The sequence below is a fragment of the Calothrix sp. PCC 7507 genome, assembly GCF_000316575.1.
Classification (GTDB): Bacteria; Cyanobacteriota; Cyanobacteriia; order Cyanobacteriales; family Nostocaceae; genus Fortiea.
On the sequence record NC_019682.1, the window covers coordinates 2,827,576 to 2,851,746 of the forward strand.

Annotated in this window: 5 protein-coding genes; all 5 read right to left on the reverse strand. The window is 44.8% G+C overall.

Annotated features, from left to right (window positions below):
- Positions 1–1,249: 1,249 nt before the first annotated feature.
- The 5 genes from CAL7507_RS33660 to CAL7507_RS12100 all read right to left on the reverse strand — a co-directional run bounded on the left by CAL7507_RS33660 (position 1,250) and on the right by CAL7507_RS12100 (position 24,143).
- Complete coding sequence (locus CAL7507_RS33660) at positions 1,250–7,450, reverse strand: esterase-like activity of phytase family protein (RefSeq protein ID WP_015128760.1); 6,201 nt, start codon at positions 7,448–7,450, stop codon at positions 1,250–1,252.
- Positions 7,451–8,266: 816 nt separating this feature from the next.
- On the reverse strand, positions 8,267–16,906 hold the full coding sequence (gene surE, locus CAL7507_RS33065; protein ID WP_015128761.1) for a 5'/3'-nucleotidase SurE: 8,640 nt from the start codon (positions 16,904–16,906) through the stop codon (positions 8,267–8,269).
- A 225-nt stretch (positions 16,907–17,131) separates the two neighbouring features.
- Positions 17,132–17,863, reverse strand: a complete 732-nt coding sequence (locus CAL7507_RS12090; protein WP_015128762.1) for a hypothetical protein — start codon at positions 17,861–17,863, stop codon at positions 17,132–17,134.
- 404 nt (positions 17,864–18,267) lie between these two features.
- Positions 18,268–18,915, reverse strand: a complete 648-nt coding sequence (locus tag CAL7507_RS12095; RefSeq protein WP_015128763.1) for a PEP-CTERM sorting domain-containing protein — start codon at positions 18,913–18,915, stop codon at positions 18,268–18,270.
- A gap of 131 nt (positions 18,916–19,046) precedes the next feature.
- Positions 19,047–24,143 (reverse strand): ExeM/NucH family extracellular endonuclease, encoded by a 5,097-nt coding sequence (locus CAL7507_RS12100; RefSeq protein ID WP_015128764.1) that lies wholly within the window; start codon positions 24,141–24,143, stop codon positions 19,047–19,049.
- Positions 24,144–24,171 lie beyond the last annotated feature (28 nt).

Here is a 24,171-nt window from a genome sequence, read left to right on the forward strand (position 1 = left end):
GCAGGATGCTTGATTACAGGTTAGATTAGCCTTGGTAACTTAGTATCAATAGAGTCTTATCAATGGAGTTACTAAGTAAATTTAATGGAATATGTTTAAGAGCAGGTTGTAATTGAGTTAAAAAAAAGAAAATATATCAGATTAACTAATATTTTTAAGCACTAAATATTAATCTTGGCGTGAGCGATCGCATATACAGGATGTTGCAACCACACTCATAAAATCAAAGCGAGGAAATACTATTCCCCCGCTTGATTTATTAGGGGCACAACGGAAATGTTGTGCCCCTAATCACTAAGCAACTACACTAGCCGAGAAAGCAAAGCTGTTAGCTGTGACTGAATATTGTTGATATTGTTGGTGGTGACGGGGGCTGTCGGTTGATTTGGATCGTAGAGAGTCGATCCGAGGTCATGGGCGAGGTCGATCGCTACAAAACCAGGGGGTAAAAATCCAGCGTGAACAGTAGGAGTCTTAACACCAGTGGTAGCATCTACCGTGTAGTAGCTCAGGGTTGAAGAGTAGCTGGTTGTGTTGATGTAGGTTGGTGTGCCGACTGCATCAAATGTAACCCCTATAGCCTGCTTACTGATTGTGGAAAACCCGTGATCGGCAGTAACAAAAATATCTGTGTTTTCGTAGAGCGTATGACCAGGATTTGCGGGGTCGGGTGTCGCCTTCAGATTTCCCCCTTGCTCCCTGCCCTGCTCCCCTGCCTCTTTTGACTGGATAACCAGTATAGACAGTGTTGCTGAAGTCGCCTGTATCTCCCCGATAGTGACCCGTGGCGATCGCGCATTTATAATGAATACTTAATTGAAAAACTTGGGTCAGCTCCTGATGATTCGTATTTTTGTCCCAAGTTTTTCTAGAGTGGATTACTAGCTGAGAAGTCAGCCCACTAGGATATTGCATTCCAAGTCAGACGAACCTTGGTGTCAATAGATTTTTATCAATGGATCGACTAGATAAATTTAATGCTACAAATTTAAGGCGAAGTAGTGATTTAGTTAAAAAAGAAAATTTGTTAGCTCACTAAGTTTTCGAGTACTAAATATAAATCTGGGAATAGGCGATCGCCTATGAGATACTTGATGAAAAAATCAAAGCGAGGGAATGTTCTTCCCTCGCTTGATTCAGGTTATTTTCCAGGAAACAAAGATTGACTTTGGTAAAACTCTGCTTACCTTTGCGCCTACCTCAGCGTCCCTCTGCGTTTAAAAAAGTTACGAACTTATGCAAAGCTGTACTAAGCAACTACACTAGCTGAGAAAGCAAAGTTGTTAGCCGTGAGAGTATTTGCTGTAATTCCCAGAATGGAAACTAATTCAGTATTTCCGGTTTTCACCAAAGTATCACCACCTTGTTGCAACAGAGTCAGATTACTGAACTGAGTCACTCCAGAAATACCACCAAGACCAATCACATCAGTTCCTAAGGTGAAGTCTGTAACAACGTTCTTAGCAGTTGGCAGACTACCATTAGCAACCCAGAATTGATCAGCGCCAGCACCACCTGTCAGGCGATTACCACCACCTTTACCAGCAAATAGCACATCATCACCATCACCACCAGATAGGAAGTCATTGGTATTAGAGAAGAGTTTGTCATCGCCAGAACCGCCATAGAGACGGTTATTGCTACCGCTACTAATCAGGGTGTCGTTATTGGAGCCACCGAAGAGGTTTTGACGAGAACCTTCAATTACCTGGAGGCTATCATTACCAGCAGCACCAAAGATATTGTTAACACCATTGGCTTCCACTACGATCAGGTCATCATTACCCGCACCACCATCAACGCTGGTATTGCTAGCAGGGCCGTTGACACCTACTAAAACTACATCGTTACCGTCCCCTGTAGACACATCAGAGTTGCTGCCAACAAAGACTGTGTCGTCACCGCTACCAGTATTGATTTTGCTGTCTTTGGTAGCATCAACAGTATCTGCACCGTCGCCTGTGAATGTGATTTGATTCGGCTTGACGGTAATATCATCACTAGCGGTAGAACCAAACTTAATCTCTTCTGCTTTGGGTTGACCTAAATTAGCAGCAAGATTCAGAGGCTTCTCTAGTTTCAGCAGCAGAATTTCGGTATTGTCGATTTTGGGATTTTGCGGATCATTTCCCGGACGACCTGTAGAGAAAGGATAGTTGTTGTCATTGGCAATCAAAATGGTGTTTTTGTCAATAACCACTACGCTTTCAATTGTTTGGAATGGGAAGTCAAAGGTTTTCTTACCATCACCGTTCAAGTCGTTAGGATCTTTGATGTTCAACAAGTCTGCAACTTCTTCTTTGACTACATAGCCGTTAGCATCAGTTTTAGACAAGTCGATTTTGTAAATCCGCTTGAATTTAGCAGCCGCACCTTGGTTATTATCCCGTTCAATAACTAAGTACTCGTTATCATTGATGACAGTGATATCACCGATCGCATTTGCGGAATTATCGAGTCTGTAGTACAGTTTCTTATCGGTGTACTTGCGGCTAGCAATGTCAAATTCATTAATCCGCAAAGTCCCAGCAGGATCGCCTTGGACTGTTCCTTCTAAGAGTGCATAGAGTTTGGTTTGGCTAGCGTTGATGGCTGTACCCTCAAAGCCTTTGGAACCACCCAAGTTAGCAACCGCATTTCCGGCAAGTACATCAGGATTTTGTGGAGAACGAACCAATCTATACTGAGGGTCGCTGAGTAAATCGCGGACTTTATCGCCTGTAATTGGGAAGTCAGTAAAGAAGGCATCCACACCCAGTTGAATGAATTGCTGAAACTCTAGCTCTGGATTACCTTTGTAATCTGCTGCGAGATATTGCGCTTCATTGCGGAAGGTATAAGGGTGAACTTGCAATCCGGCTTTGTGCGCGTCTTGAACTAAGGTAGTAGGCGGTAATGTTGTCTTGTCGGCATCATTAACTACTCCATCCTTATTCACATCATCTGCCTTGCCGTCCCCATCAGCATCAGTACCCTTGACACTAACAATCATCCGCTTCCAAGGACCAATACCGTCAGCATACTTAGCGACTTCCGCTAAACCTTCTGGTGTCCGCAAATCGCCATAGGTGCGTTTGTCACCGCTTACCACAAAGTCGTAGGGACGGCTTTCGATCAGTTTGCCGTTGATATCAATATCACTGGCATCATAAAGTTGCACCAGTGGGATATCTACCCCAGCTTTCGGCATAATTACATCATGCAGTTCCTTGAGGTTGCCGACTTCAAAGGACTGGATGAAAATGCGGTTAGGATCAGTGAAGTTATTGGCTTTGAGTGTATCGATCAGGATCTGACCCAGATTGCGGTTAATCTTAGTGGTTGTGCCTACATAAGTAGCTTCATTTTGGGTGTAGGTTGGGTGCTTGGTTTCTGGGTAGATACCGATTTTTTTACCTGTTTTCGCTTCTACATCCTTAACTAAGTTAATGATTTCTGTGAGGGTAGGAACCTCTAGTTGTCCATCAAAGGAGTGGTCACGGAAAGATAGACGCTCTACTGCTCTTAGTTGCTTGATTTCTGCTAAGGTGAAGTCTTCAGCAAACCACCCGGTAACTTTTGTGCCGTCTAAAGTTACAGTCTTCAAGCGACTAGCAAACTCTGGACGTTTGTAAACGTCTGTGGTTGTGTTGCTGAGGTTGACGCTACCATCAGCATTCAACAGCGCTAAAGCGGGTTCGTGACGAGCAATTAACACGCCATCTTTAGTGACTACCAAATCTGGTTCAATAAAGTCAGCGCCTTGCTCAATTGCCAGCTTATAAGATTCTAAGGTGTGTTCTGGACGGAAGCCACTAGCACCTCTGTGACCGAGAACTTTCGGGGCTTTACCATCTAGAGTTTTGAAGGTGTCTGGTGTGGCAATGGGGGCTTCTAATAACTTACCAGTGCTGTCAAAATGCAGCAGGTAAGGGCCGAATTCTTCTCCCACCCAAAATGAACCGTCTTTATCAATGACAAATGACTCGATGTCAAAGTCAGCACCAGTTAATAATCTGTCAGATGTTCCTTCATTAGTGATTTTGAAAGGAACTTTCTTGTTGGGATCAGAGAATTGGATGTAGTCTAAAACTTTGACGCTAGCATCGCCATTTTCTGCACCTTTGAAACTGGGGTCTACACGATAAACACGCAGCAAATAATCTGCACTGTTATCTTTCGCGCCATAGCCGTTATCTGGCTGGAAGTAGAAAGAGTTATTGTTGGCAAATTGAACAGCACTGAAACCTTGTATTGGTTGTCCGGGGAAGGGGCCTGTTCTACCGTTGGCGGAAATTCCTTGACCAGATTTTGGCCCTTCAGCGTAGGTATCAGCGGGGAAAGAAGCATAACCCACTAACTCAACTTTTGGTACTGGTGTAGCAATTAGTAGCTGACCACCGGCGTTATGGTTGCCATTGAGGACATTTAACTGATTGAGGTCTATGCCATTGCTTATAGCAGCTTGGACATCAAATACATAAGAACTGCGACCTAGTTGAGTATTAGGGGATATTTCCACAATTCCGGAGGTTTCCCAGTTGCCAAAGGCGGTGTTAAATGCTGTACCTTGTGCGTTCTGGTCAATTTCAAACAGGGGTGTGACTGTGTCAGTAGCAATATCGTAAGACCAAACGCGATCGTTGCGTTTTTGGGCATTGACTACTTCACCACCACGACCAGCTGTGTCTTCTTGTAGCAAGAGTTTGCCGTTTTTGTCAACAACTATGTTGTCGTAGCTAATTCCTGTGTTTGCACCACCGGTTAGCACTAATTCAAAATTACTAATTTCGCCTGTGGGGTCATTTGCGTTGAGGCTGAAACGATAAGCTTTACCGAAAGCATTATCTTCAATGGTTGTATTGGGAACTTTGTCTGTATTCCCGGTGGTGACAAAGTAGAAGGTACCAGGATTATTTGGGTCTTCTGCGATGTCTTCCAGACGGCGGAAGTTGGTGGAACGGAGTACGCCGTTGTCACTAGCGTTTACCCAGTTACTGAGGGGAGTACCGCTACTGAGGGGTTGATCGTCTGAGCGATCGCTAGTCCCTTTAGTATCATAAACCGCCGAGCGATCGACTTTAGTCCAGGTGGCTTTGACTTTAGTCCCTTCTGCTAAGGTTTCGTAGTCATATCCTGTAACCTTCAAAACATAAAGGTCGCCATCTTTAAAGCCATTGGGGTCTGCTGCTGTCTGATTACCAACGAACATGTAAAGTTCGCCATCACCACCATCTTCAGTTGATAGTAATACTGTTTTAGTGGAGTTAGTAGCGCGATATTGAGACGCTGCTAAGACGTTTTCTTTGGAGAAGCGACCTAAACCATCGATCGCTTGTGCAGTACCATCAGTTGTCACAGCCCAACCACGACCATCAGCAAACTCTTCCGGGGCGAAAAATACCGGGCCGCCTTCAAAGCCAGAGGTTGCGAGGTAAGCTGAACAGAAGCGGTCAAAAGCAAAATTCGCTGTTTGAGTTACGCCATCGGCTGTCACGGTAATTTTGCCAAGTTCTTTACCTTGACTATCTACCGCTTTCTCAATTAGGTTCTTACCACCGATCACTTTCCAGTTTTTATCAAACTGTAATAAAGAAACTCGCGCACCTGTGATTTGTCCAGGAATAGTAGAGGAAATATCTGTTTTCGTGGTGCTGCTAAATTCGTGGTTGATAAAGACGTAGTAGAAATCAGCAGTCTCATAGATACCCATACCATCAGGAGTGCCAGTAAAAGCATACTTTTCAGTAGCACTGGCGACAAAGTCACCAAATTTACCTGTTAACAGAGGAACTTCATCACCTACTGTCAGCAGTTGATTCAGTCTGTAATCAACACCATCCAGTGGTTTTACATAAGCAGGGTCAGTAGTTCTACCATCTACAACTGGCTTTTGAGCAACCTGGGGAATTGCGGCTAAAAGCTGTCCACCTGCAACATGATTACCGTTGAGAACAGCGGTAGAACCGGCTGCATTGACTACAGTACTGGCTTGGACATCAAACAGGTAAGCACTGGACCCTGAGAGAGATAGGGAAGGAATTTCGATAATCCCAGAACTTTCCCACTCGCCCTTAACATCAGGTTTGTTGAACTGCGTACCCGCAGCATCTTCATTGAGTGCAAACAGACGAGAAAGGGTTTTGGTCGCAGGGTCGAAAGAATAGACGGAGGCTTCCCGGTTTTCTGCCTTCATCAAGTCGCCACCAAAGGAAGTTTGGTCTTCTTGAATCAGGATTTTGCCAGATTTATCAACAACGATGTTGTCATAGCTGTTGCCCTTACCAGGACCACCAGTCAACACTAATTCAAAGTTATTGATGGCAGCAGTGGGGTCACTGGTGTTTAAACTAAAGCGATACAATCTGCCATAGGGGTTTTCGGCTTCTGCGGGAGTAGCAGCTACACCAGCGGCTGCACCTTGACCCTGTTTATTTCTGGTGCCAGTAGTGACGAAATAAAAGGTTCCAGGATTGCTGGGGTCTTCTGCAAAATCTTCTAGGCGCTGGAAGCTGGTTGATTTACCTGCACTATTAGCAAAGGTACTAAGATCAACACCTGTGGCTTTCGGTGTGCCATCAGCGTTATAAACGACTGACTTGTCTACCTTTGTCCAGGTAGCAGCTTTTTTGACTCCTTCGGTGACTTGTCCTTCAAAATCTGCACCGTCTATTTTAAGGACGTACAAATCACCATTCTTAAAGCCATTGGGGTCATCAGCGGTTTGATTTCCCACCCACATGTAGACTTCGCCATCTTCAAAGTCTTCTGTGGAGAACAGTACGGTTTTATTGGAGTTGGTAGCCCGATACTGGGAAGCAGAAACGACGTTTTCTTGGGAGTAGCGACCTAAACCATCAATGGCCACAGCTTTACCATCTGGGGTGACAGCCCAACCACGACTGGTGTTACCACCTTCTTCAGGTGCAAAGAAAACTGGTACTTCTTTACCACTAGCATCGACAAAACCACTTTCAGCTAGATAGGCTGAACAAAAACGGTTGAAACTGAAGGTTTGTCCGGTGGCTGCATTGGTATACAGACCAGTGGTGGTGTTTAAGGTGTAAGTACCTGTGCTATCGATGACGGTGTCGATCAGGTTTTTACCACCAATTACTCTCCAGTTAGCATCAAATACATACAGAGATACTCTAGCACCAGTGATTTTTTCACCAGGAAAAGTGGTAGAAATATCTGCTGTTGCAGTGTTAGCTAACTCGTGGTTTACCCACACATAGTTGTAGGTTTGACCACCAATGGTGACTTGCTTTGCCCCTGTACCATCAGGAATACCAGTGAAAGCATATTTCTCAGCGCTATCAACCTTAGGCGCTTCTGTAGTATTGAATGTATTAGTCAATAAGGGTACTTCATCCCCTACGGTCAACAAAGGCACAACACTATATTGTGCGCCATCAGGAAGTGTATTGACGTAAGCAGATGCTGTGGTTCTTCCGTTTTGAATAGCCATATGTAGGATATTTCTATCTCTTTGAATGTAGGTCTACTTTTTTGCAAGCTATTTGAGTTCTCTTATGACATTGCTTGAAGAAAAATTACACTCACACCTGAAAAGTTGGAGTAACCAATTGCTGAAGCAATGATAGTCTAACGCCAAATTTTAAACAGCTTTAGTGGCGGAGAATTTAGGATTACAGATTTTGGTTTGACGAAAGTAGTTATGAGAGAACTCAGCTAGCGTCAATATGTTTTCATGTGAAGATTAAGAAAAGGATAAAAGATGTAATTCAAATAGTTAAGATATGTCGGGATAAAAATTTTTATATTTGTCAAATATTTTCTGAAAAAGTTAACAAAAAATTTATATGAAATTCAGCAACTTTGAGCAAGTAAATATAATTTTTGGGATTAGCAAAATATCTGATGTAAATATTTTAGTTAACTGGTGTTTTATTAATTAGAATATTTCTCAATTATACTAGTAGTGTGTCAATTTTGTTGTACAGTATTGCCGTATATAGGATTAGTATTTGGTTTCTGAAATACACGTAGGGGAGCCACCCTCGTGCGCGGTGAGCGCAGCCACACATGCGTCTGAAGCACCAGGTAGACCGCCGAATCCGGAGGAGTTTCCCGCGTTGAGAGGAGTGGCGTTGGGCAATGCCCACCCTACAAATACTGAGATTTTTTCAATAATCAAATCGGATTCCTATAGCGGTTCAACAAACATCATATCTAGCAGGATACCCGACTTCTTTTAGAAGTCGGGTATCTATAATCTGAGCAAAGTAAGAGATGTTTTACATTTTACTTTTGCTTTGTTCTACTAGGTGAAACTCAGACTAATTTTGACTGTGATATCGTTAAAGTCTTTGTCACCACCATAGGGTAGATCCTCAAAACCTAGGAAGTTGTTTTCTAAGAGGCGAACATGCTCTGATTTATCAGAATTCGCTCCTAAGAATGGGAAATAAACTGATGGATCATTGTTGGGATTGGTATCAAGAATGGCATCAGGTTTATTATCTACAATTAGGAATGGCGCGAAGATTGAGCCGGGTTTAAAGATGCCAGTGTAAGTTGCTGTATTTAGGTTGTTGACAACTAGGTCAATACCTGGAATTCGTCCACGCACTGCAGCTTGAACATAACCAGCCTGTCCAGGAAGCAAGTCAGCTTTACCATCACCGTTGGTGTCTATACCACCATTTTTGTCAACTACTTGATAGAAGCCGACAAAGTTGTCGTAAGCGGCTTCTCTGTTGACAACAAATTCGGCTGTTAGCGGTTGTTTGACATTCCGCAAATCAAGCGTTGTGGAGATTTCGGGAATGGGTGTAGTTTTGAGAGTTGGGTTAACTTCAAACTGGCTGACAATTTGGGGTTGACGATTAGCAATTACATTTGGATTAGCTGCTAATTCCTCACGAGTATAAGCATCCACGCCATAGGTGGTGACTGTCAACTTCTGAGTTTGTTGGTCAATATTAAACTCAGTCCAGCCGTAGGTGTGAGATGCGATGTAATCCCCTTGTAGTAATTTGGCATTAATCAACCCGTTAGCTTGTGCTAAGTTATCGTTTAAGCCGACGGGATCGTAACCCAAGGGATTTAAACCACTGTTGACGATTTGCTTAATAAAATCATCTTTGTCGTTAACTATACTGTCCGTATCGTTAGCGATGGGAAGCGCATTGTAGAATTGCTGTTGTGCAGGTGTCAGCAAGCCAATAGCAGAAGCTAGTTCTGCGACTGTTTGACCAAAGGGTGCATCAAAAGCCACAGAACCTGTGGTAATTTCAAAGGCACTGGTAGCAATTTGTGCTTGACCTGGTGCTAACTGGTAGGTGAGGTTATTTACTAATGTGCCGTGAATATCGGCGGAAACAAAGACAACATTACTAATTTTGTTGTCGTCGATAAACTTGAGAATTTCCGTCCGTTCAGCGGCGTAACCCTCAAAACGGTCAGAAGCACCAACCACTCCTAAATTCTGGATTGGTTCTGGAATCATAATGAACTTCCAAGTCTGTCCGTCCTTCTCTGATTGGAGCAAATCGCGCTTCAAATCTTCAACTTGCGATCGCCCTAACAAAGTGCGTGCAGGATTAAAAGACTTAGCCAAGAAGTCTCCGACTTGCGCCAGATCGTTGGTGTTGACTACACCGGGTAACTCTGCATCACGGAAGGAACGCGCATCTAAAACAAAAGTTGCAGCATCACCACCGTAAGTATTATAGCGGTAGAGTTTGCGCTCGCCATCTGTGCGTGCATCACCAGTTTGACTGTAGAAATCGTTACGGATGGGGTTGTATTCCTGGAAGGCTTGGAGACCGTTTTCATACAAAGGCGAGTCATTGACTAAGCCAGAAGTCGCACCATATAAAGCTTTATCGGCTGCTGAGGCTTTTGCTAAATCCTCACCACCCTCAAAGTCGTTGACTACTTCGTGGTCGTCAATTGTTGCCAAGATGGAAGTAGCAGCCCGTAAATCACCCCAGGTGTTTTGACCATAACGCTGGCTGTAGACTTCCGCATGTTTGGCGCGGTATTCATCCAGAGTTGTGACTTGGTCTTTTTCTGTACCATCGGGGTTTTTCACCGCTGGAGAAGCATAATCTGCGTAGATTGTGTCCCCAAATTCGACGAAGAATTTTAGGTTACGTTCATCAGCATTACTAATAGCTGGATAGGGTGCCAATTCTCCCCGCCAATCACCAGAAACACCGAACGTTAAACCCGCTTGAGTTCCAGGTGCAGCGGCTGTACTAAATCTACCAATTGATGTAGCACCTGCTGCATCGGTGACGCGGTAGTAGTAGTCAGTTCCTGCTTGCAATCCCTCAACTGCAACTTTGACGGGGGCGTTGATGTTGGTAACAATGGCGTTCTTTGTACCAGCAATTACACTGAAGTTAGCATCAGTCGAGTACTCAAACTTAACTGCTCCAGGGAAAATACTCCGTGCCCAGAGGACGGTAGAATCTTGGGTAGTGTCACCACTAGCGATCGCATTTACGGGAATAGCACCAGCTTGATTAGCAACTTGTTGACGACTAGCTGCGATCGCACTCCAATCACCATCAATTGGGGTAATGGTGATATTCCGGGCGACAAATTGACCACCTTCAGATTCTGTATCGCCTGTAATTACAGGTGTACCAGATATCGTCAAACCAGGAACCCCAGGTTTAATCTCAGCCACCTTAATATCCAGGCTATTTCCCTGATCAAACTTGGTAATGGCTACACCGCCAAGAGTGCTGAGTTTGGGGTTAGCTGGGTTGTAGGCGGGAATGTTGATATTTAACCCTACGCCTTGGGGTAACAAAGCTGCATTGTTACCTTGGGTTGCTAATAATTGGTTGATGGCATCCACAACCAACCTAGCACCGATTTCGTAAGCTTTCTCCGTGCTGGATTTGTCGCCTTTTTGCAACTCAGCCAAATCAATACCAGCGCTGACAGCAATTGACGGAATCCCACTCTGCAATGCAGCTACAGCCGCACTCAGTGTACCCGAAGAAATACCATCTAAACCGATATTTTCGCCTTCGTTTATACCAGAAATTACCAAATCCGGCTTAGAAATATTTTCCTTATTTGGCAAGATGTAATCCAGTCCCGCCCAAGTAGTGACAACGGGTGTCCCATCCACATACCACTTGTTCTTACCAGGATCAAATTCTGAAACTTCGATATTCTGGAAGATTTTATCAGTGTTGATGGCTGTACCTTTACCACTTTGCTGATTTTTGGGTGCGACTAAGATCACGTTGTGACCTGCAGCCGTTAGTGCATTATAGATAACGTCAATTCCCTTCGCCTGATAACCATCGTCATTCACCAACAAAATAGTTAACGATTTGGTTGCAGACTTAATCGGGTCAGTTAAACCAGGAGTTTTCAGGGTGTTGAGACGAGAATTGATTGCTTGACGTTGATCCTGGGGTGTGCCCCAATCACCATCAAATGGTGTCACAGTTATGTGACCTGTTAAAAACTGTTCCCCTTCCGATACTGGATTCGGCGTTGTCCCTGCAGGTAGAGTTTTCTGAGTAAATAATAAACCTTGACCAGTCCCAAAGTTTGGCGGTAACTGACCGAACTGGAGGTCAAAACTAGTCGCAGCGTCAAACTGTGTGAAGGATACGCCTGTAATTTCTTGACCGACTGGGATATTGACATTTAAACCAATTCCCTTGGGTAACAGACTAGAATTACTACCCTGTTTTGCTTTTAGTTGGGAAATCAAATCAACGATATAATTAGCACCAACATCGTAGGCTTTATCAGTACTGGGGTATTTGCTGCTGCTTTCTGCTAAATTAATCCCGGCGCTGACGGCGATGGAGGGGATACCTTGATTTAAAGCGGAAACGGCGGCGCTGAGAGTTCCAGAAATGATACCTTCTAAACCGAGATTTTCTCCTTCATTAATCCCAGAGATGACTAAATCTGGTTGATTATTTTTCAGGATGTAATCAAGTGCGGCTGTAGCTACGACAACAGGAGTGCCATCAACATACCATTTGTTTGGTTGATAGTTGACAATTTCCAGGGGTTGGGAAATTTTATCGGCGTTGATGGATGTACCTTGACCACTTTGTTGTGTTTTCGGTGCAATCAGCGTGACGTTATAACCAGCAGCGACTAATTTGTCGTAGAGAATATTGATTCCTTTCGCCTGATAACCATCATCATTCACCAGTAAGATGTTGAGAGATGTCTTAGGCTTGGGTTCATCTGTGAGGTTATAGGGTAGTTCCAGAAGACCAAGTTTTTCTGTCGGTGTATTTCCTGTAACGTTGAAATCGTTATCATTCAACAACGCCAGAGTATTGGGTGCTACTAATGCTAGACCTTCTAATTTCTCTACCCCGGTGTAACCAAACTGGGCTGCATTCGCAATCAAACTCTTAGTGACAGGAGTAATGTTGGCTGCAGTTAACTCTGCGGGAGAAAGTTGTTCAATAGTCTTACCCGCTGGCAAGGTAAAGTTAGCCGGGTTGTTAATGTTAGTCGCCTGGGCTAAATCAATCTGGTAAATCAGTTTGTTGGAAGCGGTAGTGCCAAGGTCATCGCGTTCCACAACAGCAAATTTACCATTCCCCAGAGAAACTGCATCTCCTAACTTGTCTGTTTTGGCGTTACCAGCGGCTGTGATATCGTCAAGCAGATATAAATACTCGCCTGTCACCTGTTTGGTGATGATGTCAAATTCCAGAATTCTCAGGTTACGGGAAGCTCTGGATGTGGTATCACCAGTATTATCTGGATTATCAATCGGACTTTGAATAAAGGCGTAGAGTTTGTTACCTTCTAAAGCTACGGCTTCAAATCCCCGGTTATTGCGGCGGGAAGCATAAACCTCTGGTAATACCTCAGTCCCAAATGTACCTGCGGGTTGGTCTGGGTTGGGTGCAGTGGCCGTGCCTTTGGGGATGAAACGGTCAAGCAGTTTACCGTTAACATCAAAGTGGTAAATTGCGGGACGGTATTCATCCACTAACCAGTAGTCACCGTTTTCTGCAACCACAATCCCCTCTAAATCAGCACCTAAAGGGTCGTTAGGTAAGGGTTTATTATCTAAATCAACAGCAACTTCATCAGTGTAAGCCAGACCACCAGCCCCAGCTTGTAAATTGGGTAGTCCAGTTAAGGGAGTTTTACCATCTTGGCGATATAGTCCCGTTCTCTTGGTGATGGTAATCTCACCTGTAGACTTGTTGAGTTCAAAACTGACGATTTCTGGTTGGAAGTTGGGTAGGTAGAATGGTCGGTTGACACCAGTGGGTTCGCCGTTAGGGCCGCGGTCTGTGTTGGTGACAAACTTTAAGTTACCGTTGGGTGCAATTCCTTGGAAGTACAACCCAGAAAATCCACCCAATAAGATATCTTGACCTTTGGAGGTTGTGCCTAATTTGGGCAGGTTTTGAAATTCGTAGGTAGTTAGATTAGTGCGGTTAACAGGATTGCGGGGGTCGTAACTGGTGGTGTCAATATTTAACGCTGTGGGGAAGGTGTTGGCGATGTTTTCCCAAGGGACAAACTTGAAGTTGGAGTTGATATTTGCACCATCAACTAGTTTAGCTGGGTCATTATTACCATCTTGGGTGACAAATAAACCAAATGGGAAATTAGGACCGAGTGGGACGTTAATTACATCCGCACCATCTGACTCTTGTACACTGTCAATTGACCCACTATTCCCAACACCAAAGTTACCCAAATATTGGTTAGTACCTTCGCGGGTGTAGGCGACAAAGGTGTTATCGCCTTGACTGGATGCGAGTAGGTAGCCAGTGCCATCTTTACCGTAGTAAATGGTCAAACCTTCTACGTCATCGGTGAGGTGTTCTCCTCCCAAAGCTTTAACTTTATCAATCAGTTTCCCTGTTTGACCGCCGTTCGGTTCGGCTTGAAACTTCCAAATCCCGACGTTTTCTTGACCGATGTAGAGGTAGCCTGTTTCTTGGTCTACAACCATCCCCTCTGTTTGGGGGTCACGTCCTTCAATTGTGGGGATGGTAAATTCTCTGACTCGTTCCGCCCCAATTTTGCCATTACCTGTGTCAATCAGTTTGAACTGGGCGACATCTCCGGTTTGACGGCGACTAGTAAAGACGTAGTAATCATTGGTTTTGGGGCTACGGTATAAGGTTAGTCCGTAAGAACTGCGCGCTGATGAGGAATAGGGGGAGGTGAAGGGTAGGTTTTGGAAGAGGGTACCAATGCTGCTATCGGTGATGTCTTCGAGGTATTTACCGTTAGCGTTGCCATTGGGGTTAATCTTGAAGATTGCTAGTTTATCATTACCGCGATCGCTCGCCACGGCAATATCAATAGCCTCACCACCCAATTGAAACCCATATTGCAGGTCTATATTGTTGTAGCGAATCCCACCCGGATTCACTTCTTGTAACAAGTTACCCGCCAAATCATATACCCGCAGTCCGGCATTTTTGACTGAGGTGAAAACTAAGCTATCAGCTGAGTTGTCAGCATTGACATAGATAGCTGGGTCATCAGCATCAGCGCGCTGGCTGGTGGGTAAGGTTGGATCGTCGAATAAATCCGGACGGGTTTCGACTGTGGGTGTAGCTGTTGGTATGACATCTGCACTCAATGTCAAGATTTGAGTAAACTGAGTTGCACCAAAGTTGTTGTCACTCACCAACACAATTGACTGACGACCATCTGCCAGTTTGGGGCCGAAGGTGATACCTTCGATGTTGTCTAAACCAGTAATCGGATGATTGGTGTCTGTGGGGAGTTTTAGGTCATTAAGATTCAACAATAGCCGCTTTTGTGCTGGAGCGATCGCTGCTAATTGAGTTGCACTCAAACTACTCAGAGAATCATAGACGCTGATATCCGTTGCACCTTGCAGAGTCACTTCATAGATTTTGATGGTGTTACCTACACCCGCGCTGAAAGAACGTTCCAAGGCGAGTAAGGTGCCACGATTATCAATGGCTAACAAATCCACCAAACCATGATCACTAGCCCCTGTAACTGGGTTTGGCGGTACTGTGGTATCTGTAATATATAGATATTCTTTCTCTGGCTGCCCACTCAGCAAGTTGTATTGCAGAATGCGAGAACGGCTACCAGTTGTGGCGGTGGCGATGGGCCCATCTTGGAATAGGGCGTTTTCGGTGGCGGTGAATAAGGTTTTTTGGTCTGGTGAGATGGTGAGGCTTTCAAAGGCTAGGTTATTGCGAACCCCTGATGTCTGGGTGTCCCCTGCATCCACAATCCCGTTACCATTGGTGTCTACTACCACTGGGAGGAATTTTTTGGGTACAGATAGAGACCTCACTTCTTGTCCCGTAGTGAGGGAAAATTCTTTAATGAAGGGATTCGTCACCCTACCTACACCAGGGTTAGCTTCACCCTCTGAGGAGATAAATACTGTACTCTTGTTAGTTAAAGCGATACCTTCTGGGTCAAGGCTATTGATTGCAAAGAAGTTGCCGTTAGCGTCTTTTATGGGGGTGACACTAGTAAAAGTTACTCCAGCAGCATCGGTAATGAACGTATAGAAACGCGCCGGAGCATTTTGTGAGCGATCGTCTGAGATGGCGTAGAATTGCTTTTTAGCAGCATCGTAGGTGACACCAGACAACCCACCTAATGCTGTCGCTGTCCCATTCACTGTCCCCGCTGCACCAGTAGGAATAAAGCCTGTGGGTAAGATTGTTTGCCCTTGGAGTCGGATATTAGGAGTGGTAGGAAAGTCATTAGGATTAGGCACAGGAATGGTTTTCCCGGCTTCCGTTGCACCTACCTGCACATCTGCATAGACCAAGCGATGGTCAGAACTGGGGAAACTACCAGGAAGACTGGCGTTAAAAGTACCGACTGCAGCAAAGTTGGGGTCAGTATTTACAGGCCAATAGACTGCTGATTGACTAATTTGCAAGTCAACCGAAGGTAACACATAGTCAGTCCGCAAGTTACCTGGTGCTGTATCAGCAAAGTCTGCGGTGTCAAAAGCTGAGTTACCCTTTTGGTTGACGTTAGCACCACCTTGTAAAACTGCTTGTTGAGAACCACCCAAACTGGTGGGGATGACATTAGTATTGATGCCAGGATTTTGTACCAGTTGGCGAATTGCATTGTCAAAACTGTCACCATCTAAGGGGTCAGCATTTTGATCACCCATAATCACAAAGCTAGAACCAGCAGTAATTCCGCCAGTTTTACCCTGGTCATCATAAATGTAGCTACCTTTACCAGGGGTAATATAGTCTGACCAAAAGCGAATCTCGTCGTGGTTGCGCTTACCGTTACGGTCTTCGGTGCCGTCAAAGGTGGGTGGTGTGGGATGGCTAACTAAAACATGTATTGTCTCCCCATTCACTTTGATGGGTACATCCCAGTGACTCTTGGAAGAAAGACGGAGAACGGCTTGTTCTTCTGGCGAGTACCAAGGAGTCGTGGAACCAGGTGTAGCGATGGTAGATAATAGAGAATCTGGCATATCCTTCCACAAGAAGTTCTGGAAGGTGCGGACATTATCGGTGTCGATGGGATATTTGGAAAGTAACAACAACCCATATTGACCAGAAAAGTTCCCGAATCCAAAAGCATCATCACCGTATCCTGCAGCACCTGGGGTTGTGACTGTCGTACCGTCATTGTTCAAGTCAAACCCAGAAGCAATTCCTGTATTACTGGGAGCAATATAAACGTAGGCATAATTAACGGGAGTAGCACCATTTTGACTAACTCCCAGGTAATTTTGCTGTAATAGTTGGACTGCTTCAAGGGGATTACCCGCAACATAATCGAATTCGTTAATCAGCAGAACATCGGGATTGTTACGCTGGATAATTTCTGCTACAGCTTTCGCTTGAGCATTATTAGGAGTAGATAAATCAGTTACTAATTGACCTTCATTATTACGGTTCAAAGAAGCATTGAACTGGGAAAAGCGAATTGTATTGGTAGTTACCATAGGTTAGCCCTGGAGTAGATTCAGAGTTATCAAAGAACAGCGGTCATTCGAGGCTATAATTTGTCACCACGTACATATGCGATTTCAGTAGCTATCACATTTTGACGTTACTGAATCAGAAAATAAAATGCCAAAAATACCTTTTCTTTGTACTTTTGCGACTTTGGGTGTTAGCGAAGCGGGGCGTAGCCCGATAAATTCATATTTTCAATCAGCAACGCCACATTATAGAAAAACATTGTCATAATTACCGAAAAATCTGTTATTGACAATGTCACGGAAACCTTCTAAATCTACAGACCAATTTTGCAATCGTTTGACTATTTCTTGGAAGCGATCGCCTTCACTATAGCTAGTGACTTCATAATTAAAACTACCAGAAAACAACACAGCCGGCAGAGGTGGTTTTTCAGCTTGTTGAATTTGAGCTTCAGTCAAATTTAATAGTAGTTGACAATTCTCTAATTGATATGAAAAATTAATTGCTGCTTGCACTGGTCTGATGCCAATATCACACCAAGGGCCTGGTGAAAGTAGTTTCTCCACAATATACTTCCTCGTCAAACCTTGATTAGCAGGTAAGCCAACCAAAATTTTTGGTTTGATACTAATACCTTGGTAGTCACTGTATGGTAGTCTTTCAACAAAAATTCGCGCCAATTCGGGAATTTTCAGGGGATTTGTATTCGTCGGATCGATAATTTGTAGAAAAGAAACTGTCCGATTTTGAAAAACTAGATTCACACCATTCTGAAAGACAGCTTGAGCAGCGTTAGGTGTAATTGTTGGTTGACCTTGCAGTTGCCAATCCCCGGGAATAATACCACTGATTTTGAGAAAATCTAAATTGAGGATTGATGGATTAAATTGATTGGCAAATAGTGCGATCGCCAATTCTTCAAATCCCACATTTCCCGTCGTTGATTCTGAACTTAGGTTATCTAGAACAGGCTGCATATTTATTTAATTCGGTAGATAAACACAACTGCTAATTGCATCTTTGTAGGCAAATTAATAGCTATATAACTAGAGAGTCTTAGAAAAGCTTTTATCAGTAAAGCAAGTGTAATAAAAAAAATTAATTCTGGGAAATTTTTAACTAAATGGCTGTTTAATTGCTAGTTACTCCCTAGTAAATCTTCAGGCCTCTTAAGTTATCCTAGTAACATTAAGAAATAGCTAGCAAACGGTTAAAAAATAGAAATCATCTCCGGTTTTACCTTTTCTTCATGAAGATTACACAAAGTCTTCACAATGCAATTTTAAATTCTGATCTGTTTGAGAGCGGGGACAGGGAAACCCGCCCCCACACTTTCATAGGGATGAAAAAGAGCAAAGCGCGGGAACCGCGGCGCTACTTTTTATACTTGTTCTTTTTTCCGGAACCGCTTTAACATCCCAGCACCAAACCCTAATGCTGTCAATGAACCCAACATCGTTGCTGGTTCTGGTACTGGTTGTACTTGAGCGCTATTATTAAATTGAGCATTGCTCACCAGCAATTGCGATACACCAACAGCGTCGTCTACATCGACCAGTCCGATACCAAAGAGGTAGCTACCCGCCGTGTTGAAGGTATAGCTAAAAGGAGAACTGCCTGTCAAAGCAGTGACAGCACCGTTAATTGTGACAAAGGCACTGTCTGTGTCGGTGGTCGAGAAGTTCCAGTTGAAGCTCAAAATATCGCCAACATTAGCGTTAAAAGTGTTCTTAATCGCAGAACCTTGTGTAGCACCAAAAATTGAACTAGGAGCAAGATTATCGAGTTGAGCAGGAGATACACCAAGAAAAGTCGAGATACTACCAGCACCACCGTCATTAACGACTGTATTACCAGTACCTGACTTTAGTATTGCTTGACTTGGTGTTGTCGTGACATCACCAATTTTCTGCCAAGTAGTCAGGTCAAGACTAGCAGCATTAGCTGGGTTAGCAACTGCAAAAGTACCAAAACTCAATAAGCTGAAAGTACCTGCGGTGAGAAGTGAATGTTTGAAATTGGTAAACATGGGATTCTGTTTGTTTGCGAAATATTTTGTGTACATGAAAAAACAAGTTGAACTTTTCCAGTTTAGTGGTGAGTGCTACAGCGCCCACCACTAACTGCTAGTAGTCTGAGTAAGCAACTGTGAGACTACTACTAGAAAACGAAGTTTTGGGTGTTGTTTGCTAACTGTTGGCTAACGTTGTCTAACACCAGGAAATTTCTGAAGATGGCGGAGCCAACTAATCCATCATTGTCAATCTGGAGAATAGAAGCGCTAGCGGTAGATCCTTGCACCAATTTCACGTAGCCATCGGTGATGGCATTTGTGCCGTTATAGCCACCAGAAACCAGACTATCTAGCAACTGAGTCAGGACAATTTTGTCTTTACCGACTTCAAAATCAGTGATGCGATGACCCACTTCATTAATGTTGGTATAAACAATTTCATCTCTACCAGCGCCAGTGGTGATAGTTTTTGCCCCAGCACCACCGAAAATCCGGTCATTTCCTGCTGTCCCTGTGATTGGATTTCGACTACCTGCGGGAGGAGCAATGACGTTAATGCTGTATAAATCCAATCCCACAACTACTGGATCGTGGTCAGAAGAACGGAAAGCATCAGCATTATATAAGCTGGTTTGTTGCCCTGCTGACTTAAAGTTGGTGTTGTAGTCGAGAACAGTAGGCTCATCGGCGTTGATGTGCCATTTTTCTGCACCTGTAACTTGTGACGCCAGACTGCTAGTGCCTAAAGCATGGTCAAGGGAACCCACCTGTCCATCGAAGACATATGAATAGGAGGTATTTGGCAGCAGGTTGTTATATCCGGCATTTTGCAAAGTTGTTAGCGGATCTTCCTTGGCATAGGCGTTGAGGTCACCCAAAATCAGGTAATCTGGATCAGTGGTATTTGTGGGATTTGTGGCTAACCATTGTGCTAAATCTTGAGCTTGGCGAGTCCGTGTCCCATTGGATAGACCTTGACCATCTCCTGCATCAGCATCACCAACACCACCGGAACTTGAACCCTTGGATTTAAAGTGGTTAACAACTGCGGTGAAACTCTCACCCGTTGAGATTTGTTGGAAGGTTTGCGCTAGGGGTTTACGTCCCACCAAGTCAAACGAACCTGAACCATATCCATTAGGTATTGCTGCTGCTGCACCAACGGGGGTAACTTTGCCGGGTTTGTAAATTAATCCGACGGTAATTTCGTCAGTTGCTAAACTGGTTCCGGGATTGATAAAGGCATAAGTGCCAGCACCCGCAACGGCATTCAATCCATTGACTAAATCTTGAATAGCGCTGGTAGCACCGTAACCATCGTTCTCCAGTTCAATTAGACCGACAACATCGGCATTTAAGCCAATGATTGCAGCGATCGTTTTGTCGCGCTGACGGTTGAATTCGTTGAGATTCTCGGCTCCACGGGAAGTAGGAAAGCCACCACCAGTACCATTACCGTTAAAGTAGTTGAGAACGTTAAAGCTGGCAACTTTCAGCGTTCCACCCACATCTGGTACTGTGGTAGGGCGGGGATTAGCTGGAGTAAAGTTGACGCCAGTGGAAGTTTGAATGCGATACCCTTCAAAGCGTTCGTCTAAAACACCAGTAATGCTGGCAACGGTATCACCACCGCGTAGGGTGTTAGATGCACTGAGAGGATTACCGCCACGAGCAAAGATAATCGGGTCAGGATTTTGAGTATTCCTACCGTCATCCAGAATAATCTGGCGCTTGGCAATCTCAGCTAAATAGGCAGAGTTGCCGCTAACACTTGGGGCGTTGAATTGGGTATATTGGTCAAGTCTGCCGTCGGTTCCTGGTTGGTTGCTAGCACCATTTGCCGCGAGGACAACTTGTCCAAAACGACCTAGTTCAAAATATTCGGTAACAGTGAGGTTACCAGTGCCGCCGCTAACATTTACTAACATTCCTTCGTAGCGTTCCAAGTCTGCCACGCTGGTAACTGGTAGCTGGATGTTAGTGATTGTAGGTAGTGTACTAGCGCCCAGGTTGACGACACTTGTCACACTAGAAAGTTGAGTCAAGCTGCTGGTAACGCCACTACTAGTGCTGGTAAATTCGGCAACGGTTCCAGTTACCCGGACTTTATCGCCAGCGACACCGGTGAATTGTCCTGAGGAGTCAAAAACAAAGATGGCTTCTGAAGTTGAGAAGTTGGTGTCGGCGTCAGCATCTTCTTCTTGGACGTAGAAGCCATTTAATTTTGTCGAGCCGAGGAAGGCACTAACAACAATACCTTCAATGGTGCGTGTACCACCAAAGCCAGTGTTAAAGGTGGAACCACTGCCTTGAATGTCGTGGATTTTGGTAATGGTGGGGGCGGTAACCTCATTACCAAGGGTGATGGTTTCACTACGGAATTTTTGGAAGTTATTCTGGGCGAGGTCTTTGGAAATTGTGCTGTCGTTGTACCAAACTGTATCGCCGTTATCTACGAGTACTTGGATTTGGGTACCGCTAGTTAGGGAATTTGGCACTTCGACAATCGACTCGAAGCTACCCCCAGCATTCAGGGCGGTCAAATCGGCTGCTCGCAATACTGGTGCATCTGCTGAGTTACCAGTCCAAGTGTAAAGCCGGAAGTCGTTGGGAGCGGTTCCTGTAGCTGCACCTGCTGGGCCAGCAATAATAATGTACTGATTACTAGCATTACGCTCAATACTGCGGATACCACGCCCACCCAAGTCTAGTTGAATGGGCGAGCCAAAGGTTGCAGAACCAGTTGTACCACCTGAGTTATTCAGGATGCTGGTAAAATTAGTGACTGGAACAATCAGCGCTTTGGTGCGGTTAGTGGTTGGTTCGTTGGGCGCACGGAAAGCAACGTAGGCGGTAGTACCATCGGGGGCAATTGTCAAGCCTTCAATGTTAAAGCCGTTTGCCACTTCCGGAGATACACCATTAGCCGCACTCGCAGCCAATCCCAAAACCTGACCGTTGGCGTTATCCCAAGCAATGAGGTCATCTTCTAAAAACTTGTAGTATCCCTGGAATGTGAGGGTTGTATTCGCCCCAGTACCAGAAATTTGGGTGGCAAAAATGCGCTCGCGGTTGGGTCTGTCTTCATTACTGCTGTTGTTGCTGTGGGAACCTAGCCAGTAAATTGTGTTCCCAATCCGGGTTGAGGCTTCGATATCGACTTCACTAGAACCAGATAATCCCAGAGAAGCGGTGAAGTCAAAGCTGTTGATTGGTAAACCGGAATTATTGCGATCGTATAACCGAATGGTTTGGTCTTCGTCATCGGCAACGAAGATATAGTTAGAGTCGATCGCTATTGCTGTCGAAGCGTCACTCGTCCCCGTCAAGAAACGGCTGTTAGTATTACCAGCGGCTGAAGCAGCATATTTAATAACGTAGGAATTACTCAGTGTGCCGTCACTCACAGTAACTGTGATATCTGCAAAGCCTACACCAGTTGGGGTAATTTTCAGGTTGCGGCTATTCCCGGTTCCTGTAATTCCCAGGTTACCGTTAGCCACAACTGCGGTGTTGCTGCTGGTGGCTGTAACGGTTAAGGAACCTGCGGCTGTCTCTGCATCAGCAACGTTAAACTCAATCCCAATCGTGCGGGCGGGGTCGGTGGGGTCATTAATTACACCACTGACAAAGGCTGCAGGGCTACCAGTGGGGCTATTGTTGGGAATGCTGAGGAAAGCGGTGACTTTCTCTGGATCAATTACTGTTTCGTTATCTGCCTGGATTGTGGGAGCAGTGTTACCACCATCGTTATCAGTAATGTTAGCAATAACGTTGGCAATAGTAATACCGTTGTAGTTGCTATCGCTACTGGTTGCTAAGTAGCTGATATTACCAGTATGATTGCCTTCTCCTACTGCATCATCAACGGCAGTGACAGTCACCGTCTGTGGTACGTTCCAGTTAGCTGTGGTGAAACTCAGAGTTGCTGGGTTGGTTGTGGTTTGGCTACCAGGATTGATGCTGATGGTGACATTTGCTGTCGGCTGGGTTTTCAGCACTACTTTGTAGCTATCAGTAGCACCACCTTCGGCAATGTTGGTGCTACCGCCAGATTGAAAGATGTTGACACCAGGACTAAAGTTGTAAATACCGGGGTTGCCAATATCTCCACCTGTAGAAGTTTGAGAATTCTGGGCATCATTTACAACAGAGAGCTTCCAATCAGCATCAATGGTAGTATCGTTGAGATTCGCTATTTCAGTCCAGCCACTCGCCCCTTGAGTGCGGATCGTACCGGCAAATGTTTGATCGTCATAGGTGAGGCGATCGACAAGGTTGTTAGAAGCATCGTATAGGTTGATTTCATCCGCACGTCCTAAGTTCTGATTCAACCCACCAATAACCTTAACTGTGCTAGGTAGATTCCAAGCTGTACGGAAAGCAGTTGCATCACTTTCTGTCAGGATCACCGACTCTCCTGGCTGTACGATACCGAAAGCACTCAGAGAAAATGAACCAGGTGTGCGGGAGTTATCATCAAAGCTCCAGCCAGTAAAATCTACCGCACTCGTGCCAAGGTTAGTAAATTCGACAAATTCACCGCTGACAGCAGCAGTTGTCGGATTGTACATATACTCGGTGATTTGGATGTTGGGAGTACCAGCTGTAACGGTGAATCCAGTTGCGCTGAAGGGTACATCTGGTGGTGTCCCATCAGCACTTTGATCGCCAGTACCATCTTGTGTCACCCAATTATTGGGATTATTAATTAGTGAAAGATAAGATGCGAAACTCGTCTGTCCACTACGCGAAGCATTATAAGCACCAATATCCGCATCATCATCAACACTGCTTAAGTCGATAGCATTAGTACCAGCTGTTAGCCCTGTTCCAGTCAACACCCCGTTAGCAGCACTAAACCCGCCATTAGCGATCGCTGTTAAAAAGACAGTTGGTGTGCCTGGTGTTCCCTGATAAGCATAAATCACCTCATCACCAGCAGCAATACCTCGGTTTCCACCTCTGCCAGTGACTGATGCCACAACTGTTCCTGTACTGGCTGAGATAGTACCAGTACCTATGTTGTCGATTCTAACGATGGTTCCTGCAGCAACAGCAGCAGTTGAAGTCCAACTAAAAGCACCTTCGTTAGTATCAGCGAAGCTAGAGCCATTCCACTCGTTATCCTCGAAGTAAATCGTTTCACCTGCAGGAATATTTACCAGCGCCACAAAGGCTAAATTGTCGTTGCCATCAGCGTTGAAACCTACGAATGCGATATTGCCAGCATTCAAAGCCATAAATAGTGTCCCCTCTAAGTTGTTGTCA